The following is a 19018-nucleotide window of genomic DNA, read 5'->3' on the forward strand; positions in this document are numbered from 1 at the left end:
CAAAGTAGGGTGTTTTTCAAAGTAGGAACTTCATTTCCTCACCCGTAGCACTGCGTCTTTGATCGTGTCCCGACGACTGATTTTTCCGATTTCATCTTCGAGGTGTAGCTTTCTCAGGATATCTCTTACCTCAGCCAAAGCTCCTACGATCTTCAACTCTTTATTTTGAGCTTTTAGCTCTTCATTGATTTTGACCAGGGTTTTTCCTCCGGAAATGTCTACAAAAGGACAAGAGGATAGATCCAAAATCACAGTGTGAACCTCTGTCGAATTGGAGAGTATAAGGATCTGATGTGCTACAAATTCGGCATTGAAGTACAACAGATTGGATTCGATTCGCAGGATTTTTAGCCCATTGATTTCGGTATTAGTCGGGTTTCGCTCGATATCAGAGAAGACTTCAGTACCTGGAATTTGACCTAAAATAGCCACATGTGGATTCTTAGATCTCACGATCAAAACCAAAATAGAAAACAGGGCAGCGATCAACACGCCTTTCAAAATTCCAAAAACCAAAACCCCCAATATCGCAACCAAGGCAATGTTGAATTCTCCTTTTTGAAGGGAATAGAGTTCCTTAAGATCCTTGATTTTGATTAACCCAATCACCGCATCAATCACGACTACTGCAAACAATACCTCCGGAAGGTTTTTAAGCATTTGGCTGAAAAAGAGCAAAACTGAAAGTAGGATACCCGAGCAAAGGATCAAGGCCATGGGTGTTTTGGCACCTGCGGAATCATTGACAGTGGATTGGGATAGGCCTCCTGCTACCGGATAGGCTCCAGTAAGACTGGTGCCGAGATTAGCCATACCTAAGGAAAGTAATTCTTGCTGTGGATTGACCGAGTAGCGATGTTTTTCGGCAAAAGTGCGGGCAACCGATACAGTCTCCACATAGCCTACTAAAAAGCAACCTAAAGCGAGTCCAAAAATCCCGTCAATGTCTTCAAATCGAACACTTGGCCTCTTGAATTCTGGAAATCCCATTGGGATTTCTCCTGCCATTTTAAAGCCTTGTTCTGCAAGAGGATACAGGCCAAAAAGGAGTAAAGTGACTATTACAACCAACAACGAAATGGGTTTTCCGGGGAAGAATCGATGGCCCAATCTTAAAAGAGCAAAAACCATTATGCCGAAAACTAATACGCTGGCATTTGTTTCAGTAAGTTCAGTCGTAAGCTCATACATTCGGATGAAAAAGTTGCTTCCGGTTGCTTCCACCGAAAAGACCTTTGGAAGTTGGGTAGAAATGATTGTCAATGCTGCCCCGGCTTTGAATCCAACTAGGATGTTTTCGCTTACAAAGCTCATCAAAGAGCTTAATTTCAAAAAATAGGCTATAAGGCAAAGCGCAAAAATGGCAAATGCAGTGAGGGATGCTATGGCGATGGCCTGCTGCAAGTTGCCTTCGGAAAGTATCCCCACCGTGGTGCCGACCATTAATGAAATCGCGGAGGTAGGCCCTACTGCCATTTGTTTGGAAGTGGTGAAAAAGGCAAACATAAGCCCTCCAATGATGCAGCAATAGATCCCTGCCTCTGAAGGAAGGCCAGCTAATTGGGCATAGGCCATCGATTCGGGTAGGACAAAAGAGGCTAGCGTAATTCCTGCCAAAAGGTCATAACGAAATAAGATCCAGGAATACCCTGAGAGCCATTGCAGAATAGGGAAGTGTTTTTTGAAGTCTAGAGGTAGATTCATGAAGTTTTGGGTGATTGGCATAGGAAAGGTTTGACTTCCAGGCTTTCCTCTTAGAAGTAAGAGTAATCATTTTTTTTAAAAAGTCAGATAAGGATTTACTCATTTACAACCTTCTATTCCACACAAAAAAAGCGGAGCATCTTGCTCCGCTTGATTCTATTTTTTTGAGCAGGAGAATAAAAGAAATCTCCCCAAGGTTAAAAGTTAGATGCTATTCAGGTTTTGGAACTTGAGGAATCTGAAGTCCACGGGTAGATTCCAAAATCGGCAGATTAGCTTCGGTCGGGATGTAAATGACCGTTTTGTCTGAGAGGTTTTTCTGTTGTCTTACCCACAGGTATTGGATGTACTTTTCAGAGATAGCGCCATTTTCAATTGCAATAGCCTCGGCGGCACCTTTGGCGCGCTCGACTTCGGCTTGGGCGTTGAGTTTTTCTGCCTCCAAGTTGGCAGCCGCTTCTTCAATAAGAATGCGTCTGTTTTGTTCAGCCTTGGCAAATTCCGCCCGACCGGACATCTCCTGTTGCCAGACGTTGTAGGTCGGACAGCCCCAAAGTCCAAAACCGATAATTCCAAATAGGATCCAAGACACGATGGTTCCCAGCATGACTCCTTTGTAACTTCCGTTCATAGCTTGTAAAGGTTAAGTTGTGTGATTTTTACAAGCTATTTAAGCGGGGAAAGAGGGAAGAAGGTTGTAGGATTTTTTAGAGTCAGATGAAAAATGCCCAAACTTGAATTTTTCGATAGAAGGATATTTTTTTTTCTGATTAGTCCTTTATTCCTGATTCCGCTACCAAAGTCAAAAGAGCTGGTTTGATGGCCAATGTGCCGTGATCGTCCATCCACCATTCATCGAGGGAGTGAGCCTTATCACTTTGACCTCCCCAACCGATTGTCACTGCGGGGATGCTCCGATACATGAGCCAATTGGCATTTCCAGACATGATTCCCAAACGAGGACGTTGGCCAAAGGCGTCTAATGCTGCCTTGGATCGCTGTACAAGTGAACTTCCTTCGGGTGTCATTCCTGAGGGCCTAAAGCCAATTTGGTCTAATTGAAGCGTCAGGGCTGGGCCTGTATTTCGGTTGTCATTATACTCCTGCAAGGCTTGTTGAATGGAGCTTTTGAAAATCGAATCCATGCTGCTTAGGTTATGGTCTTCTTCTGATCGCATGTCCACTTCCATCCAGGATTCGAAAGGAATGGAATTTACTGACGTGCCTCCGCCGATTTTGCCCACATTAAAAGTGGTTTTGGATGTGGCGGAAGAAGTAAACTGGCTGGCTGCATCTGAAAAGGCATGAATCATCTGACCCAAGGCATGGTGAGGATTGGCCAAGCCAAAGTCTCCCCAAGAATGCCCTCCCGGACCGGAAACTGTTACTTTGTAGCGGAGCGAGCCTGTGCCACGGTTGGCAACCAACCCCACTCCGGAAACGTCGATGGAAATCCATCCATGGAGATCCACATCTCCACGATCCACGAGGTACTTGACTCCGCGCAGGTCGCCGTTGCCTTCTTCGCCTACCGAGGCCACAAACAAAATATTGTCTTTGGTTTGGATTTTGGCCTTTTCTAGAGCTCTCAGGACGGTGAGTACCACCATAAGGCCGCGAGTATTGTCTCCGATGCCAGGAGCAAAAAGCGTATCCCCTCTTCTCTTGACGCTCACATCGGTTTCCTTCGGGAAAACCGTATCGAGGTGTCCATCCAGAGCGATGGTGCGCTTGCCTTCCGTTCCTTTTCTCAGTGCGAGAATATTCCCGATGGAGTCTTTCCAAACGGTTACTCCTCCTGCTGCTTGAAGCAATTCTTGGTACTTTTCTCCACGCTTGGATTCTCCGAAAGGCGGAGCGGGAATTTCATTAAGGAGGATTAACTCCTCGATGGTTTGAGGATTGAGTCGTTCGATTTCTTCAAAAGCAGATTGGATGGCCGGATGATCTTTCAGTTTTTTGGCTTCTTGGGTGTAGTTACCTCCCTTTGCGGATGAGGAGGTTTGGGAAAACCCAGAACCAGCAAGTAATAAAATCGAGATAGAAAGAAAGAGCAATCGCATGGGAAATGGGGGAATGGGTCGGAAGAAACGCTCGGTGTGGGGTGAAGACGAGCTGGATTTTTCAATCTCGAATTTAAAGGATTAAGCTCCTTGGTCAATTTTTTTCTAGCGAAAGAATTTGTAACCTGGAAATTGATGGATTACTCTTTTTTTAGGATCTGATTATCCGCTTTTCTACCAGTAACCAAATAAGATAAGGATTGAAGTCCGATTAGAAATGCTGTGGACTGTCGTCTGTGGTCAGTTGACGAATATCCGCGCTCTTAGAGCCAAGGATCTACTTGGTGGTAAGATTGCGGATATTCAAATTTTAGAATTTGGCAAATTGACTTCTTGGAAGTCGATTTAAAAGCTGAATGTGCTAAAACTAGTTGTCCTTTTCCAAAATCTTGATCGAGGGATTGAGGTTTACCAGATCCTTTATCAGTTCCTCCTTATTTTCTGGGGCAATATAGATTTCATCAAATTTTCCGTATTGGATGATAATGCCTCCGCTGGCAAGTGCAGGTTTAAGTCCTGCCCAAAGGGTAGTGTGCTTATGTATTTCTCGGATTGTTGAAACGGGAATTTTGCCTTTTATAAACCCACTTTTATAAGACAACTGACCGCTTTCCAGTTTATAGCTAGTACCCAGATAAAACCACAGGATGAATACAAGCGGTGAAATCAGGGGTAAGAGAATAATCGGGTTTGTTTCAATCGTCTTGCTGTCTGTCAGGTAAATAAAAAAAGGCAAGCCTGCCAAAAGAAGGATAGTGCTCTGGATCAACGAACCCTTTTTTGCCTTATAGATTTTCATTTTCTATGCCTGATTTTCTTTTCTCTTGGTTAGAATTGTAGCCTATTCGATCAATGTTTTATAGGATTTAATATCTGAAGACTGTTTTCTGACACTGTTTACTTCATTTTATCCATTAAAAATAAGCTTGAAAGTCGTGCCTTCTCCTAGGGTGGAGCGAACTTGAATATTCCCTTTGTGCCGGCGCATGATCTGCTTGGAAAGGGAAAGTCCGATGCCCGAACCTTTCTTTTTGGTAGTGAAAAAGGGAATGAAAATCTTGCTCAAGGCTTCTTCTTCGATTCCCTTCCCGGTATCAGTCACCTCAATGATGATCTTGCCTGCCTCATCGATGAATGCACTTAGGGTGATGATTTTTTCCTCGGAATCTTCTAAAGCCTGAATGGCATTTTGAAGCAAATTGATCAATACCTGCTCGATTTGATGCTGATCTCCGAATAGGATCAATTCGTTAGGATTGAGCTCCTTTCGAAGCGTGATTCCTTGGGCCTCGAGTTGATTTTGGAGTAAAATCTCCAGTTGGTCAAATAGTCTGGAAATCCCGATACTGCCAAACTTGGGCGTGGGAATATGGGCTAGACTTCTGAAATCTGACACAAAGCTGATCAGACCTTGGCTTCGCTTTTCGATCGTGCTGATGCCCATCATGCAATCTTCCATGTCTGCCGGGCTCAGGGATTGATTATTTTCGATTCGATCTTCGAGTTCTCCTTTCAGGGTACCTGCCAGGGAGGAGATCGGAGCGATGGAATTCATGATCTCGTGAGTCAGGATTTTCACGAGGTTTTGCCAGGCTTCCATTTCCTTTTCCTCGAGTTCGGATTGGATGTTTTGCAAGGAAACGAGCTTGAACCGTTCCCCTCTCATTAGCAATTCGATGACGTAGACCGATAGCTGCATGATCCCGTCAGGATGAGCGATTTTGATGAGTTCGCTTCCTCCGGTACGGAGGTTTTGGATGGCAAGGTGAAGTTCTTTGTTGACCTGTTCGATCTCAGAGATGTTTTTGAGCTCGTCTACATTGAGAATGCGCTTGGCTGCGACGTTTAGAATCTGGATTTCTCCATTTTCACCAAATGTGATCAGACCGATGCTCAGGTGCTTGAAGACAGATCGGAAGTACTGGTAGTTGGCTTCTTTTTCTGCTTGGTCTTCTTTTAGTTTTGCCAAGATCGCGTTGAATTCGATATGCAGATCATCTGTCTCTGTCCCGTCAAACTTGACCGGATAGAGTTGGGTGTATTTGTCTTGCTTGATGTTGTCCAGAAAAAGACGCACTTTTTTAAAGGAACTCTCAGAATATCTAAGCAGAAAAACGATCTGGAATACAACCAAAATGAGGAAAAGGGAAATCATAAAGACTCCCCACTCTCCCGAAATGCCAAAGGCAAGGAAAAACAAGGATGCTGCCATCAAGGCAATCCTGCCCAGCAAGCCGACTTTATAATCCATATTTTTCCAGTCTTCTGTAAAGTGAAGCTCGGGTAAGACCGAGTTCCTTGGCGGCTTTGGAGATGTTTCCTCCGTTTTTGTCAATGGCCCGCTGAATGGTGCTACGCTCCATATCGTCCAAATTTAAGGTGGCAGCGGTGGGTGCCTTTTCGGAGGAAGGTTTGGCGGAAAGGAAGAAGAAATCTCTGGAATCCAGTTCGTTGCCCTCAGCCATGATGATTGCTCGCTCGATGGCGTGCTGAAGTTCACGGATATTTCCCGGCCAAGAATAGCGCTGCAACAGCTCCATTGCAGCCGGTTTGAAGCCGGTGAAATTCTTTCTGTATTTCTTAGAATACTGCTTCAGAAAATGAGTGGCAAGTTGTGGAATGTCATCCTGACGCTCGCGGAGTGGAGGAAGAAATATCTCCACGGTATTGATTCGGTAAAGTAAATCTTGGCGGAAGGTATGGTCCTGTACCATTTCGTGCACAGGCATATTGGTCGCGCAGATCAGTCGGATATCGACTGGAATGGGTTTGTTGGTACCGATTCTTGTTACCTCTCTTTTTTGGAGGACTGTCAAGAGCTTGGACTGTAAGGGCATAGAAAGGTTGCCGATTTCATCCAGGAAAAGCGTGCCTTGGTCAGCCACTTCAAAGCGGCCCGCACGGTCATCTTTGGCATCGGTAAAGGCACCTCGCTTATGTCCGAAGAGTTCGGATTCGAAAAGTGTCTCGGTAATTGCCCCCATATCCACTCCGACGAAGATTTCATCTTTTCGATGAGATCGGTCGTGTATTGCTCTGGCGATGAGTTCCTTTCCCGTTCCGTTTTCTCCCAAAATCAACACATTAGCATCTGTCTGTGCTACTTTGTCGATGATGGAAAAGATGTTTTTCATCGAAGCCGAGCTTCCGATAATGTCGGAGTAGGGCTTCTTAAGATCTGTTTGTAGGGCTTTTTGCTTTTTTTGAAGTTGGTCCACTTCATTGTAGCTTTCTTTCAGTTTTAACGCAGAATGGAGCGTTGCGATGAGTTTTTCATTTTGCCAAGGCTTGAGGATAAAGTCTGTAGCACCTTCTTTCAATGCTTGAACGGCCATTTCCACGTCGCCAAATGCTGTGATCAAAATGACCACGGCTTTTGGATCGATTTCCTTGATTTGGCTCAGCCAATAAAAACCCTCTTTACCCGAAGTGGTGTCTTCCCGGAAGTTCATGTCCAACAGGATGACATCAAAGCTGTTGTTGTTGATCAAAAAAGGAATCCTGCGTGGATCTTTTTCGATCATGACTTCTTTGGCGTGCTTTTTCAAAAGCATTTTCGCGGCAAAGAGCAAGTCTTCGTTGTCGTCGATGATCAGGATTTTTCCGAGGTTTTGCGCTTCCATGGTTGATTGTTTGGAGGTACTTGGGGGAAAATGATGCCAAGTGGATTTAAAGGCAATTTGGATAGATTTTTCGGATAAAGTGTTCGAATTTGTACGATTTTATACTGTTTTCGGACACACTGTCCGCTTTGATCCCACTTTTTGACTAGGCTCTCCTATTTTGAACCCCCAGCGGAAATCCTGCTGCAAATTGTGCGTTTATCTCTACCTTTGGGCTTCACAAAAAGACAAGCACATGCAAGCAAAGAAGGGGGACTCAGTAGCGGTCCACTACACCGGAAGGTTGGATGATGGGAGCATTTTTGACTCCTCTGTATCCAGGTCGCCATTGAGTTTTACATTGGGAGACGGAAATATGATCAAGGGATTTGATGCGGCCGTGTACGGCATGGTGATCGGAGATAAGAAGACCGTGACCATTCCAGCTGCCGAGGCATATGGAGAGCGTCGTCAGGATATGATGATTGATGTGCCGTTGAACCAAGTCCCACCACATATTCAACCAGAAATCGGGTTGCAATTAACGCTTCAAGGAGAAGGAGGTCATCCGATGCCGGTGACTGTGGTATTTGTGGATGAGGAAAAAATCACCTTGGATGCCAATCACGAGTTAGCGGGTAGGGATCTGATTTTTGACATTGAACTGGTCTCTATCAATTGATTTGATGAGTAAAAAAATGACAGCCGACCGGGGAAACTCGGTCGGTTTTTTTATTTTTTGCCACTAAGGCGCTGAGGCATCAAGAAAAAATTTCATTTGGACTAAATAGAAAAACTAAGTCAACCAGGTGTCTACTGTGGTTTTGAGAAAAGGGTTTTTGCCACTAAGGCGCTAAGGCATCAAGAAAAAACTTCATTTGGACTAAATAAAAAACTAAGTCAACACGGTGTTTACAGTGGTTTTAAGAAAAGAGATTGTGCTTAGAAAGCAATAAGGAATGTAGGATTGATACCGAAATGGACTGAGAAGGTTTTTCTTTCCTAGGCTTTAAAAACCAATCATTTCAAATTTTTCAGTTCTTGAGGCAGGTCAAAAATCTGTATCGCCGTATCGGTTTGTATTACCAAGATTTCCTGACCGATTTGGATGGATTTAGCTTGTGCAACTGGCACTACTCCATGATCTGACACTTCAAGTGTGCGTAGCGAAATGCTCTTGAGCAGATCTTCTTCCAACCAAAAAATCCGCTCTTTGTAAAATGTAAGCTTCTGATCTACTTGGATAGTTAGCTTTTGTATAAAATTCCCCTGATTGTCAAAAATGAAAATCCCCGAATCTGGAATGTTGAGGTAAAGTCGGTTTTTGATTTCCCTGATTTCGCGGACATTCAATGTGGGAGAATCTAATATCAGATTGAGGGGTTGGGATTGGATAATTTGCTTTTGCAGGTAATTGAGACTTTTTAGGGAAAGATCTGATTCATCCCAAATCCAGATGATGTTATTATTTCCTAAAGTAGCTGCTTTAGGTAGGGTGATATCATTTAGAAGAAAAGTGTTTTCCGCAAGTGGATTGAGAAAGCGGTCAAGTATCCGGTATTCCTGAAGGTCTGCTGAAAAGCTGAAGATGTTTACCGTCCAAGCGGCTTCAAGTTGCTGCAATTTTCCCTGCCGAGGAGGAGAAAAGAGGTTAAGTTGATTCCCTTTTTGGTCAAAAAGGAAGATATCACCTGTTTGGCTACTTACAAAAATCTGATCTCGAGAATCTAAAGAAATCAAATCAGGTTGGCTGATGGTAAGGATAGCTGTTGGAGTGGTCCAGCTGATTTTTTCCTGTGCGTTCAAAAGCCCGGGAAGTAAAATCATTACCAACCAAATCAGCTTTCTCATTTTTCAAAAGATTTTAATTTGGCTGTATTACCGTCAAATTCGAGGTAGGTATTTTGGCTCACCCATTCCCCGAGATTGAAGTAAGTTGCATTTTTCCCAACCTCCAGTTCAAGTGGCAAGTGGCGGTGTCCAAATATGTAGTAGTCGTGATGCACTCTTTTTTCTACCTCTTTGCAGTATTGCCAAAGCCACTCATCTTCGCCTAAAAAATGATTCTCATTTTTCGAACTATTCGTGATCCGGCTATGTCCTGACCAAGCTTTTGCAAGACGGATGCCCAAGTCAGGGTGAAGCCATTTGAAAAGCCATTTGGCAAAGGGATTTGTAAATAACTTTTTCAGGATTTTATAGGTTTGATCTCCCGGTCCTAATCCATCTCCATGGCCTACCAGGATTTTTTTACCTTCGACCGTGATCTCAATGGGATGGGTATAGACAGGAATTCCTAATTCCACCGTAAAGTAATCCTTCATCCATAGGTCGTGATTTCCTGTAAAAAAAAGCACAGGAATGCCTCGGTCACGAAGTTGGGAGATCTTGGAAATAAATGGAATGAATCCTTTTGGGATCACTTCCGCATATTCAAACCAAAAGTCGAAAATATCACCAACCAAGAAAACGGCAGCGGCCTCTTCGGAAATTTGATCCAGCCAGCGGATGATTCGTTTTTCTCTGGCTTTACTTGCTTGATGGCTGGGTGCTCCCAAATGAAAATCAGATGCGAAAAATAGTTTTTTACCGTGAAGGGGAAAGTCCAAAATGGGGGATAGCATAGACTAAAGATAGGGTCGGAGAACAAAAATAAAAAAGCCCCAAGTGGTTTGGGGCTCTTTGTATTAATTTTCTGTTTTTTCGTCTGTTACAGGAGGGGCAATTTCAGGAGTTTTCTCCTCTGCTGTTGAAGTTGCTGCCTCTGGTTCTGGTTTTGCTTCAGATTCCACTACTGCCTCCTCAACGACTTTATCTTTTTTATTGGTAAAGGCTTGATAGGTAGTTTCCTTTTCGAAAGGACGCTTGCCGATGAGTTTTTCCAAATCTGATTGGAAAAGGATCTCTTTCTCAAGAAGCTCTTTTGCTAAGGTTTCTAACTCAACTTTATGGTGTTTTAGCAAGTCTAACGTTCGGGTGTAGGCAAACTGGATCAACTTGCTAACTTCCTGATCGATCATCTCCGCGGTAGCTTCAGAATAAGGCTTGGTCATTTTGTATCCATCCGCTTTGCTGTCGTAGAAGGAGATATTTCCAAGTTTCTCATTCATGCCATACACGGATACAATCGAATAAGCCATTTTGGTAATGCGCTCTAAGTCACTAAGTGCTCCCGTGGATATTTTTCCAAAGATGATTTCTTCAGCAGCTCTACCACCAAGTGTCATACACATCTCATCGATGAGTTGCTCGGTTTGATAGAGGAATTGCTCTTTTGGAAGGTATTGCGCATAGCCTAAGGCTGCCACTCCACGTGGTACGATTGATACTTTAACCAATGGATCTGCATGCTCCAAAAACCAGCCAGCCACTGCATGACCAGCCTCGTGGTAGGCCACGATTTTCTTTTCTTCCGGAGAGATGATTTTGTTTTTCTTTTCCAATCCACCAATCACACGGTCTACTGCATCTTGAAAATCCTGCATATCGACTGCTGCTTTGTTTCTTCTTGCAGCGATCAATGCCGCTTCATTACACACGTTGGCGATTTCGGCGCCTGCAAATCCCGGAGTTTGTGCTGCCAATTTTTTAGCATCTACATCTTCAGAGATTTTGATTGGCTTCAAGTGAACTTTGAAGATTGCCTCTCGGCCTACAATATCTGGCTTGTCAATGGATATCTGACGGTCAAATCGTCCTGGTCTCAATAAGGCACTATCCAGTACATCTGGACGGTTGGTAGCTGCCAGTACGATGACGCCTGAGTCGGTTCCGAAGCCGTCCATTTCTACCAGTAGCGAGTTAAGCGTATTTTCACGCTCGTCATTTGATCCTGGCATTTGACCTTTGCCTCTTGAACGACCGATCGCATCGATTTCGTCGATGAAGATGATACAAGGTGCTTTTTCCTTTGCTTGCTTGAACAGGTCACGTACCCGTGCTGCACCCACACCCACAAACATTTCCACAAAATCAGAACCTGAAAGTGTAAAGAAAGGCACACCTGCTTCCCCAGCCACCGCTTTTGCAAGCAAAGTTTTACCGGTACCTGGAGGGCCTACGAGAAGTGCTCCTTTTGGAATTTTTCCTCCCAGCTTGGTGAATTTGGATGGGTTCTTTAGAAATTCTACAATTTCCTGAATTTCTTCCTTGGCTTCATCAAGGCCTGCTACGTTGTCAAATGTGATTTTTACTTTGTTTTCTGCATCAAAAAGCTGTGCTTTTGATTTGCCGACATTGAAAATTTGTCCACCTGGGCCAGAAGGACCTGCCATTCGGCGCATCATAAACCAGAAGAACACGAAAAGAAGGATCAGAAAGCCAAAGCTTCCGAAATAGTTGCTCCAGTTCTCTTCATTGGTGACAGAAGCTCCTATTCGCTCTCCTTCCGGTTTCTCACTTTCCAAGGCTTGGAAATCTGTCTGGAACTTGTCAGAGGTGGTGACTTGTAAGGAATAATGAGGTCCAGCTGGGTTGAAGAAAGAAGAATTGGCCTCTAGTTCGGTTTTGTATTTGCTGTTTTGGAGTGCAGCTGGTTTCAGCGTAATATCGACACGATTCATGTTGCGGACGATGACCACTTTGGCCACATCTCCTGCGCGATACATGTCTTCGAATCTTTTTTGGGTGATGTCTATAACGGCGCCTCGCTGTTGGATCCAAGTAAGTCCCAAAAGAACCATCACAGCAGCAATAATCAACCAAAGTTGAAAATTGGGCTTTTGTGGGGCTTTAGGGGTGAAATTTTTATTCTTATTTTTTTCGCTCATCGCTTTTTTGATAATTCTTTAAACTTATGCTAAAACGGATTAAACACCCGAAAGTTCATGGTTATATTTATCGGATCCGGGTGGTTTTGGCATCTCCCCATAGCTCTTCCAATCCATAAAATTCTCGCTTTTCTTTAAGGAAAATATGGGCTACCACATTGACATAATCCATGAGAACCCACTGTCCGTTTGATTTTCCTTCTACTTTCCAAGCGGAACTTTCACCCGCTTTGTAAACTTCTTCTTCGATTGATTTGGAAATGGCGTCAATTTGAGTGTCCGAATTTCCAGAACAAATCACAAAAAAATCAGCTACTGTATTTTTGATTGTTCTCAGGTCCATCACCAAGATGTCAGAAGCTTTTTTTTCTTCCATTCCTTTGACGATTACCTTGCTCAGCGCTTCTGCTGTCATAGTATTGAGTTAATTTTACGCCTCGGCTGATTTCTATTTAACTAACCGAACTGAAAATTAATGTATAAAATTCTTGCCAACACGATTTTTTTGGGGAAAGATGTTCTTTTCCTGCCAGAGTGTCACTCGACCAATGACATCGCTCTACAACAGATCAGGCAAGGTAAGGCAAGAGAGGGTAGTATTGTCATTTGTGAGCATCAGACTCAGGGTAGGGGACAGAGGGGAAATTCATGGGAGACCACAGGAGGAATGAACCTTACGTTCTCCCTGGTACTTCAACCTGCTTTTTTGGACCTGAGTGAGCAGTTTTATCTCAATATGATGGTTTCCAATGGTATCAGAAATTTGCTTCAACAATATATTCCCGATTTAAAAGTAAAATGGCCTAATGATCTGGTGGTTCCAGGAGTGGGTAAATTGGGAGGAATCCTGATCGAAAATGTGGTGAGTTCAGGTGGATGGGAGCATGCTGTGGTAGGAATAGGACTGAATGTAAATCAAAATTCTTTTTCTGTTTCTTCTGCCTGTTCTTTGGCGAGTGTGACAGGGAGTCAGTTCGATCTACAGGAGATTTTTAGACTTTTAATTGTCTATTTAGAACAATCCTATTTGGCGCTAAAAAAGAATAAGTTGATGGAGATCAAAATGGAATATTTGCAGCATTTATACCTGATGGGGCAATGGGTGCAATTTAGTGCTTCCGGTGCTCCATTTAAGGGAAAAATTATAGGGATTGATCCTTCGGGAAGCTTAATGATCGAATTGGAGGGCGGTAAAATCAAGGCCTTTGGATTGAAGGAGATCACATTCCCTAAATTTTAATCACATTTCCGAATCACGATTTTATCTGATAACTTTGCGGCCAATTCAAGATTTTAATTCTTTAACAATCAATCACATGTCAGAAATCAAATCTGAAAAATTTATCCAGTACAAAGTAAAAGACATCTCCCTAGCTGAGTGGGGAAGAAAAGAAATCAGATTGGCAGAAGCCGAAATGCCGGGTCTGATGGCCCTGAGAGCTGAATTTGGTCCTTCGCAGCCTTTGAAAGGTGCGAGAGTAGCAGGCTGTTTGCACATGACTATTCAGACTGCCGTGTTGATTGAGACCTTGGTCGCTTTGGGTGCTGAGGTGACTTGGTCTTCATGTAATATTTTTTCTACTCAAGATCACGCTGCGGCAGCTATTGCAGCGGCAGGTATTCAAGTGTATGCCTGGAAAGGCCAAACTGCTGAAGAATTTGACTGGTGTATTGAGCAGACGCTATTTTTTGGAGAAGAAAGGCAGCCATTGAACATGATTTTGGACGATGGAGGTGACTTGACCAATATGGTGCTTGATCAATATCCTGAGTTGGTCGCTGGGATCAGAGGACTTTCTGAAGAGACTACCACTGGGGTACACAGATTGTATGAGCGCATGAAAAACGGAACGCTTCCTATGCCTGCGATCAACGTAAACGACTCTGTGACCAAATCCAAATTTGACAATAAATATGGCTGTAAGGAATCATTGGTGGATGCGATTCGTCGTGCTACCGATGTGATGATGGCTGGAAAAGTAGCTGTAGTGGCCGGTTATGGTGACGTTGGAAAAGGTTCTGCTGCTTCTTTGAGAGGTGCTGGTGCCCGTGTAATTGTTACAGAGATCGATCCGATTTGTGCGCTTCAGGCTGCAATGGATGGATTTGCTGTCAAGAAAATGGCTGATGCGGTGAAAGAAGCTGATATTGTGGTGACTGCTACAGGCAACAAGGATATCATCACAGGTGAGCATTTCAAGTCAATGAAGGACAAGGCGATTGTTTGTAACATCGGCCACTTTGACAATGAGATTGATATGGCTTGGTTGAACAAGAACTATGGCCATACCAAAAACGTGATCAAGCCTCAGGTGGACCTTTACGAGATCGATGGTAAAGAAATTATCGTATTGGCTGAAGGTCGTCTGGTAAATCTTGGCTGTGCAACAGGTCACCCATCATTTGTAATGTCAAATTCCTTCACCAATCAGACCTTGGCTCAATTGGAGCTATGGGCAAATTACAAGAGCTATCAGCCTGGTGTCTATGTACTGCCCAAACATCTTGACGAAAAAGTGGCAGCGCTTCATTTGGCAAAGTTGGGCGTGGAATTAGATACCCTTTCTTCGGATCAAGCTCAATACATTGGTGTAGAGGTATCAGGTCCATTCAAGCCTGAGTACTACAGATACTAAAATCAAAAGGATTTATACTTGAAAACCCGGATGAAAGTCCGGGTTTTTTTATGGATTGAGTAGGAAAATTCGGCCATCAGGCAGAATAGCGGTTACGTTTGGATTACATCCAGTGGGGGTTTGGTAAGTGGTAGTGTAGACCACATCTCTTTCGATGCCTCTAGCTATTTTTATGGATTCTTTACCTGTCTGTGTCAAAAACCAACCTTGCCTGTAGCAGGCAAAGAGTTGTTCTTTTGGCTCAGTAATTACTAGATTAAAATTACGTCCAGCGGGATTTATACCTTCTAAATTTCCACGTGTGCTGAGCGCAAAAGGTCTAAAATTAGCCCTGGAAACAGAATGATTTGTTTTTCCTTTAATCAGGAAAGCGAGGTTTTTGGGTAATTCGATTTCTAAATTTTCAAAGCTAGCCTCTGTTTCATTGGATGTGATAGCCCTGAATTGCCTTGTTCCCGAAACCTTAATTCCTTCCACACTATATTCTTCATAGGTCATGATCCAAGTCGGTGAACTGGTATTTGAAAGAGTGAAGTCAAGAATGATTTTGCCTGTTCTTGTTTTGTTGTTTTCTTGTGTGCATTCGAGAGGCTTGGAATAATCTAAGGTGATGATTCTAGATTGCAAGCTTCGATCGATGGTCGGACATCCGGGGAGTTCGGCAGAACTGATTCGGAAATAATCCTGATAGGAAATGTTTCCAAGGTAAATACTTTCCGAAAATGCTTTCGAAAGCTTGAAATGCTGGAGGGCCTCTACACTTAAGTCAGTGGAAATGGTCCTGCTTTCTTCTTCGGTGCAGGAGGAGGCCAAAAGGACGAAAAAAAGGAAAATATACAACCGTGCCATAAGATTTGTCTGCTTATTGTTTCCTTTCAATTTCCGCGCCTGAATACTAACTTGGGAAAAATCCAAATAAGCTAAAGACATGAATTTTACAGACGGTATGTTGAAAGAAGGCTCACTTAAGGGTAAAAATATACTCATTACAGGAGGGGGCACGGGTCTTGGTAGATCAATGGGGGAGTACTTTTTAGAGTTAGGAGCAAATTTGGTGATCACTTCAAGAAAGCTGGACGTACTTCAGGAAACAGCTAAAGAGATGATGGCAAAAAAAGGAGGAGAAGTGTTAGCTCTCTCCTGTGACGTAAGGGATATCGCTCAAGTAGAGTCAATGTGGTCAGAGTCTGTAGCAAGGTTTGGAGAAATTCATGTGGTGTTAAATAACGCTGCAGGTAATTTTATTAGCCCTACCGAGCGATTGTCAGTGAATGCATTCAATACTGTTTTGGATATTGTCCTAAAAGGTACTTCCCAAGTTACTTTGACTGCAGGCAAGCACTGGATTGCCAATAAGCAACCGGGTGTGTTTTTAAATATTGTCACAACCTATGCATGGACAGGTTCGGGCTATGTGGTTCCTTCGGCGGCTGCCAAAGCAGGTGTACTGGCGTTGACAAGGTCCTTGGCAGTGGAATGGGCGAAGTATAGTATCCGATCTAATGCGATCGCTCCAGGTCCATTTCCTACAGAAGGGGCATGGAGCAGGTTGTTGCCAGGAGATTTGGTAAAAAAGTTTGACCCCGCCAAAAAAGTACCAGTAGGAAGAGTAGGAGAGCATCAGGAGCTAGCCAACCTTGCGGCATATTTGGTTTCTGACTTTTCTGCTTATGTCAACGGTGAAGTGATGACCATAGATGGAGGAGAATGGCTAAAAGGTGCCGGAGAGTTCAATAATCTAGATATGATACCTCAAGAGATGTGGGATATGATGGAGGCAACCCGAGGAAAAAAGCAATGAGCCCCAAAGTGATTTGGGGCTATCTGAAGTCAAAATGGCAAATCAGGAATTTAGGACTCTTGGTTTTTGATACCTCGTTCCCAGGTTTCATTTTGCTGGACAGATTCTTTAATACTCTTTTTCAAAGAAGTGTCCAGCATCTGGGTTTCTTTTTTAAGGATTGACAAGAGCTTTTTAGTCTCAAGGGAATTGTCCTCCAGGTCTAAGATTTCTAAAATGCCAAGGATATTTGCCACTCTTGCTCTAAGTGAGTGCGACTGATGAAAGGCTAAGTCTCTTAAGAAATAATGATGTTCTTTAAGCCAGATCTCTTGTTTCTTTTTTTCGGTAATATCGATCAGTAAGCCTTGAATTTTTATGGGCATACCTACTTCATTCCATTGGGTAGTCCTGCCAAAACCAATTACCCAAACGGTTTGCTTTCCCTTGGAAATTAGCCTAAACTCTTTTTTGAATGGCAAGTCTCCTGAAGAATGAGTATGGGCATCCAGACTTTTGACAAGACTTAAGTAGTCATCTGGATGGATGTGTTTTCTCCATGAGATTTTACCAGTAGCCTCTATTTCTTTTTGATTGTAGCCCAAAATATGGGCTAATCCATTGCTGATCGATTCTTCTTTTTTTGTCGGATCAAAATCCCAAAATCCTAAAAGTTTGTTTTCCAATAAGGTATTGAGTAGTTCATTGGATTGATTGGTTCCTTCGATAAACTCTCCAATTCCTAAAGAATAAGGTTTAAGTGGCTCCAGTGGATGTCCAATACCCAAACATGTCCCGTGTTCATGAGAGATGAAAAAAAATTCCCATTTAGTAAGTGAGGTAGTGTCTTCAGGGTGATTGATTTTTTGAAGCTCAACTGTAAATGAAAGGTGATTATTCTTCCATGCCTTTTGCCTTTGACTTTCGTATTTTGACCAATCTGAAGACAGAAAGCAATCTGGGAAGAAAATTTGCTTTTCTTTAGAATCAAAAAGTGACGGAACAGGGCCTATTCCGGAATGGGTAGAAAGCACTCTTCCGGACTTATCCAAGGTGACCTGCAGATAATAATCTGAGGACAATACCAGATTCTCTAGAAGCTTTATGGATTTTAAATCCTGCATTCTGCCTGTTTCCTTTAGTTGAGATAGATAACAAAAATATAAAAATATATTTCGAAATACATAAATATATATTTAAAATGCAAGAAAGTGTTTTGTATTTAAATCGACAGGAATTTGGAAAGGCCGAAAATTCGGGTAAAATACTTTCTCCTGAGGAAGCAAAAGGGATTTTGGATGATTGGGTCAAGAATGACCGACTCAAAGTGCACATGAAACAAGTCGCACACTTGATGGGGGCTTATGCAAAAGAGTTGGGATTGTCCGATTTGGAAGTAGCGATGTGGTACCAGTCTGGCCTGCTTCATGACGCAGATTGGGACCAGTGGCCAGATCAGCATTGCCGAAAAATCATCGAAGAACTTGAATGCAGGAATGTGGATCCGGCTATGATCCGTGCCATAGCCTCTCATGGCCCCCGATATTTTGGGGTGGAGCCTGTGTCACTCATGGATAAGATGCTTTATGCGTTTGATGAATTGAGTGGATTTGTACATGCGTACTCCCTAATGCGCCCGGAAGGATATGTGGGAATGGAGGTAAAAGGTGTCAAAAAGCGGCTCAAGGACAAGACTTTTGCTGCTCAAGTGAGCCGCGAAGATATTCAGGATGCGGCTGAGCGGGCAGCGATGACAGTGGAGGACTTGATCTCCTTTGTCATTTCGCACCAGGCCAATGCAGATTTGAGCTAAAAAAATGACCGCAGGCTGATGTCCTGCGGTCTGAGATTTAGATTTCTTCCTCCTGATTTACAGGCCGAAAATTCCCCGGAGGCAATTGATCTTTGACTTCATCTTTTTCAAAAGGAAAAACTTCAATTATTGAGCTTTCGGTGATGTCAGGCACACGAAAACTAACTAGCATATTGCTCAAACTTTCTTGGATCCGATCATAAGCTTGCTTTACATCTTCTGCTGTGACGATCATGTATTGAATCACTTTCTTTTCTTTTCCACTGTCCCCGTCAGCAATTAAGTATGTGACTTTGCACTTGTGCCAGATGTCGGCATCCTCGTAGTAAAACACGTCCACAATGTTGCTTTTACTGATGCCAGTTACTTGAAAATCACCTCTTATCTGAGATCCTAGTCGATCATATAAGATGGCTTCTGCCTCAGTAAAGGAGACAGCATCAACCAAATATTGCTCTGAAATGCTTTTCAAAAGACCATCTTCGGTCTCTTTCGCATATTTTACTTTACACAAAAACCAAATTCTCATGCTTACATTTTTTAACCTTCGAATCTACCTTATCTGCGCCTATCCCTCCATAAAAATGACAGATTAATTTTCTTTTCCTATAGGAAAATTCAGGCAGTCCTTGATAGCCAGTTATCTAGCTT

General features: G+C 43.1%; 18 protein-coding genes. 5 read left to right on the forward strand and 13 right to left on the reverse strand.

The features are described 5' to 3' along the window. Positions 1-30: 30 nt before the first annotated feature. From ACFPIK_RS12110 to ACFPIK_RS12135, 6 genes are all read right to left on the reverse strand, one after another. Complete coding sequence (locus ACFPIK_RS12110; protein WP_377915591.1) at positions 31-1725, reverse strand: SulP family inorganic anion transporter; 1695 nt, start codon at positions 1723-1725, stop codon at positions 31-33. Positions 1726-1915: 190 nt separating this feature from the next. Then, on the reverse strand, positions 1916-2335 hold the full coding sequence (locus ACFPIK_RS12115; RefSeq protein ID WP_377915593.1) for a hypothetical protein: 420 nt from the start codon (positions 2333-2335) through the stop codon (positions 1916-1918). A gap of 139 nt (positions 2336-2474) precedes the next feature. Further along, positions 2475-3767, reverse strand: a complete 1293-nt coding sequence (locus ACFPIK_RS12120; RefSeq protein ID WP_377915595.1) for a M20/M25/M40 family metallo-hydrolase — start codon at positions 3765-3767, stop codon at positions 2475-2477. 367 nt (positions 3768-4134) lie between these two features. Further along, positions 4135-4566 (reverse strand): PH domain-containing protein, encoded by a 432-nt coding sequence (locus tag ACFPIK_RS12125; RefSeq protein ID WP_377915597.1) that lies wholly within the window; start codon positions 4564-4566, stop codon positions 4135-4137. Positions 4567-4674: 108 nt separating this feature from the next. Next, positions 4675-6018 (reverse strand): sensor histidine kinase, encoded by a 1344-nt coding sequence (locus ACFPIK_RS12130; RefSeq protein ID WP_377915599.1) that lies wholly within the window; start codon positions 6016-6018, stop codon positions 4675-4677. Then, positions 6008-7390, reverse strand: coding sequence for a sigma-54-dependent transcriptional regulator (locus ACFPIK_RS12135; RefSeq protein ID WP_377915601.1), 1383 nt, complete (start codon positions 7388-7390; stop codon positions 6008-6010). Before ACFPIK_RS12135 ends, ACFPIK_RS12130 begins: the two co-directional genes overlap by 11 nt. 235 nt (positions 7391-7625) lie before the next feature. On the opposite strand from ACFPIK_RS12135, the gene ACFPIK_RS12140 reads away from it, so the two are divergent. After that, entirely contained in the window at positions 7626-8051 is a 426-nt protein-coding gene (locus ACFPIK_RS12140) for an FKBP-type peptidyl-prolyl cis-trans isomerase (RefSeq protein ID WP_377915603.1), read from the forward strand. Between the two features lie 338 nt (positions 8052-8389). On the opposite strand, the gene ACFPIK_RS12145 is transcribed toward ACFPIK_RS12140, so the two are convergent. The 4 genes from ACFPIK_RS12145 to rsfS form a co-directional block, all read right to left on the reverse strand. Beyond that, positions 8390-9220 (reverse strand): hypothetical protein, encoded by an 831-nt coding sequence (locus ACFPIK_RS12145; RefSeq protein ID WP_377915605.1) that lies wholly within the window; start codon positions 9218-9220, stop codon positions 8390-8392. Then, the gene (locus tag ACFPIK_RS12150) at positions 9217-9993 is read right to left on the reverse strand and encodes a UDP-2,3-diacylglucosamine diphosphatase (RefSeq protein ID WP_377915607.1); all 777 of its coding nucleotides are present in this window, start codon (positions 9991-9993) and stop codon (positions 9217-9219) included. Before ACFPIK_RS12150 ends, ACFPIK_RS12145 begins: the two co-directional genes overlap by 4 nt. A gap of 63 nt (positions 9994-10056) precedes the next feature. After that, positions 10057-12138 carry an ATP-dependent zinc metalloprotease FtsH gene (ftsH, locus tag ACFPIK_RS12155; protein ID WP_377915609.1) on the reverse strand — a complete coding sequence of 694 codons (2082 nt, stop codon included), beginning with the start codon at positions 12136-12138 and terminating at the stop codon, positions 10057-10059. Between the two features lie 67 nt (positions 12139-12205). Continuing rightward, positions 12206-12553, reverse strand: a complete 348-nt coding sequence (rsfS, locus tag ACFPIK_RS12160) for a ribosome silencing factor (RefSeq protein ID WP_377915611.1) — start codon at positions 12551-12553, stop codon at positions 12206-12208. A gap of 60 nt (positions 12554-12613) precedes the next feature. Between rsfS and ACFPIK_RS12165 the strand changes: the two genes are divergently transcribed. Together ACFPIK_RS12165 and ahcY are read left to right on the forward strand one after the other, a co-directional pair. Continuing rightward, positions 12614-13378: a biotin--[acetyl-CoA-carboxylase] ligase gene (locus ACFPIK_RS12165; protein ID WP_377915613.1), complete on the forward strand. Its 765-nt coding sequence runs from the start codon at positions 12614-12616 to the stop codon at positions 13376-13378. A gap of 76 nt (positions 13379-13454) precedes the next feature. After that, positions 13455-14774: an adenosylhomocysteinase gene (gene ahcY / locus ACFPIK_RS12170; protein ID WP_377915615.1), complete on the forward strand. Its 1320-nt coding sequence runs from the start codon at positions 13455-13457 to the stop codon at positions 14772-14774. Positions 14775-14822: 48 nt separating this feature from the next. Here ahcY and ACFPIK_RS12175 read toward each other — a convergent pair whose 3' ends face one another. After that, positions 14823-15623: a hypothetical protein gene (locus ACFPIK_RS12175; RefSeq protein ID WP_377915617.1), complete on the reverse strand. Its 801-nt coding sequence runs from the start codon at positions 15621-15623 to the stop codon at positions 14823-14825. A gap of 79 nt (positions 15624-15702) precedes the next feature. Here ACFPIK_RS12175 and ACFPIK_RS12180 point away from each other — a divergent pair, with 79 nt between their 5' ends. Further along, positions 15703-16575, forward strand: a complete 873-nt coding sequence (locus ACFPIK_RS12180; protein WP_377915619.1) for an SDR family oxidoreductase — start codon at positions 15703-15705, stop codon at positions 16573-16575. Positions 16576-16625: 50 nt separating this feature from the next. On the opposite strand, the gene ACFPIK_RS12185 is transcribed toward ACFPIK_RS12180, so the two are convergent. Next, positions 16626-17678: a PAS domain-containing protein gene (locus tag ACFPIK_RS12185; protein WP_377915621.1), complete on the reverse strand. Its 1053-nt coding sequence runs from the start codon at positions 17676-17678 to the stop codon at positions 16626-16628. 77 nt (positions 17679-17755) lie between these two features. Between ACFPIK_RS12185 and ACFPIK_RS12190 the strand changes: the two genes are divergently transcribed. Next, the gene (locus ACFPIK_RS12190; protein WP_377915623.1) at positions 17756-18367 is read left to right on the forward strand and encodes a hydrolase; all 612 of its coding nucleotides are present in this window, start codon (positions 17756-17758) and stop codon (positions 18365-18367) included. 37 nt (positions 18368-18404) lie between these two features. Here the strand turns inward: ACFPIK_RS12190 and ACFPIK_RS12195 are convergent, their stop codons facing one another. After that, positions 18405-18896, reverse strand: a complete 492-nt coding sequence (locus ACFPIK_RS12195; protein WP_377915625.1) for a DUF4494 domain-containing protein — start codon at positions 18894-18896, stop codon at positions 18405-18407. Positions 18897-19018: the final 122 nt, after the last annotated feature.

Source organism: Algoriphagus aquatilis (assembly GCF_042657405.1).
Classification (GTDB): Bacteria; Bacteroidota; Bacteroidia; order Cytophagales; family Cyclobacteriaceae; genus Algoriphagus; species Algoriphagus aquatilis.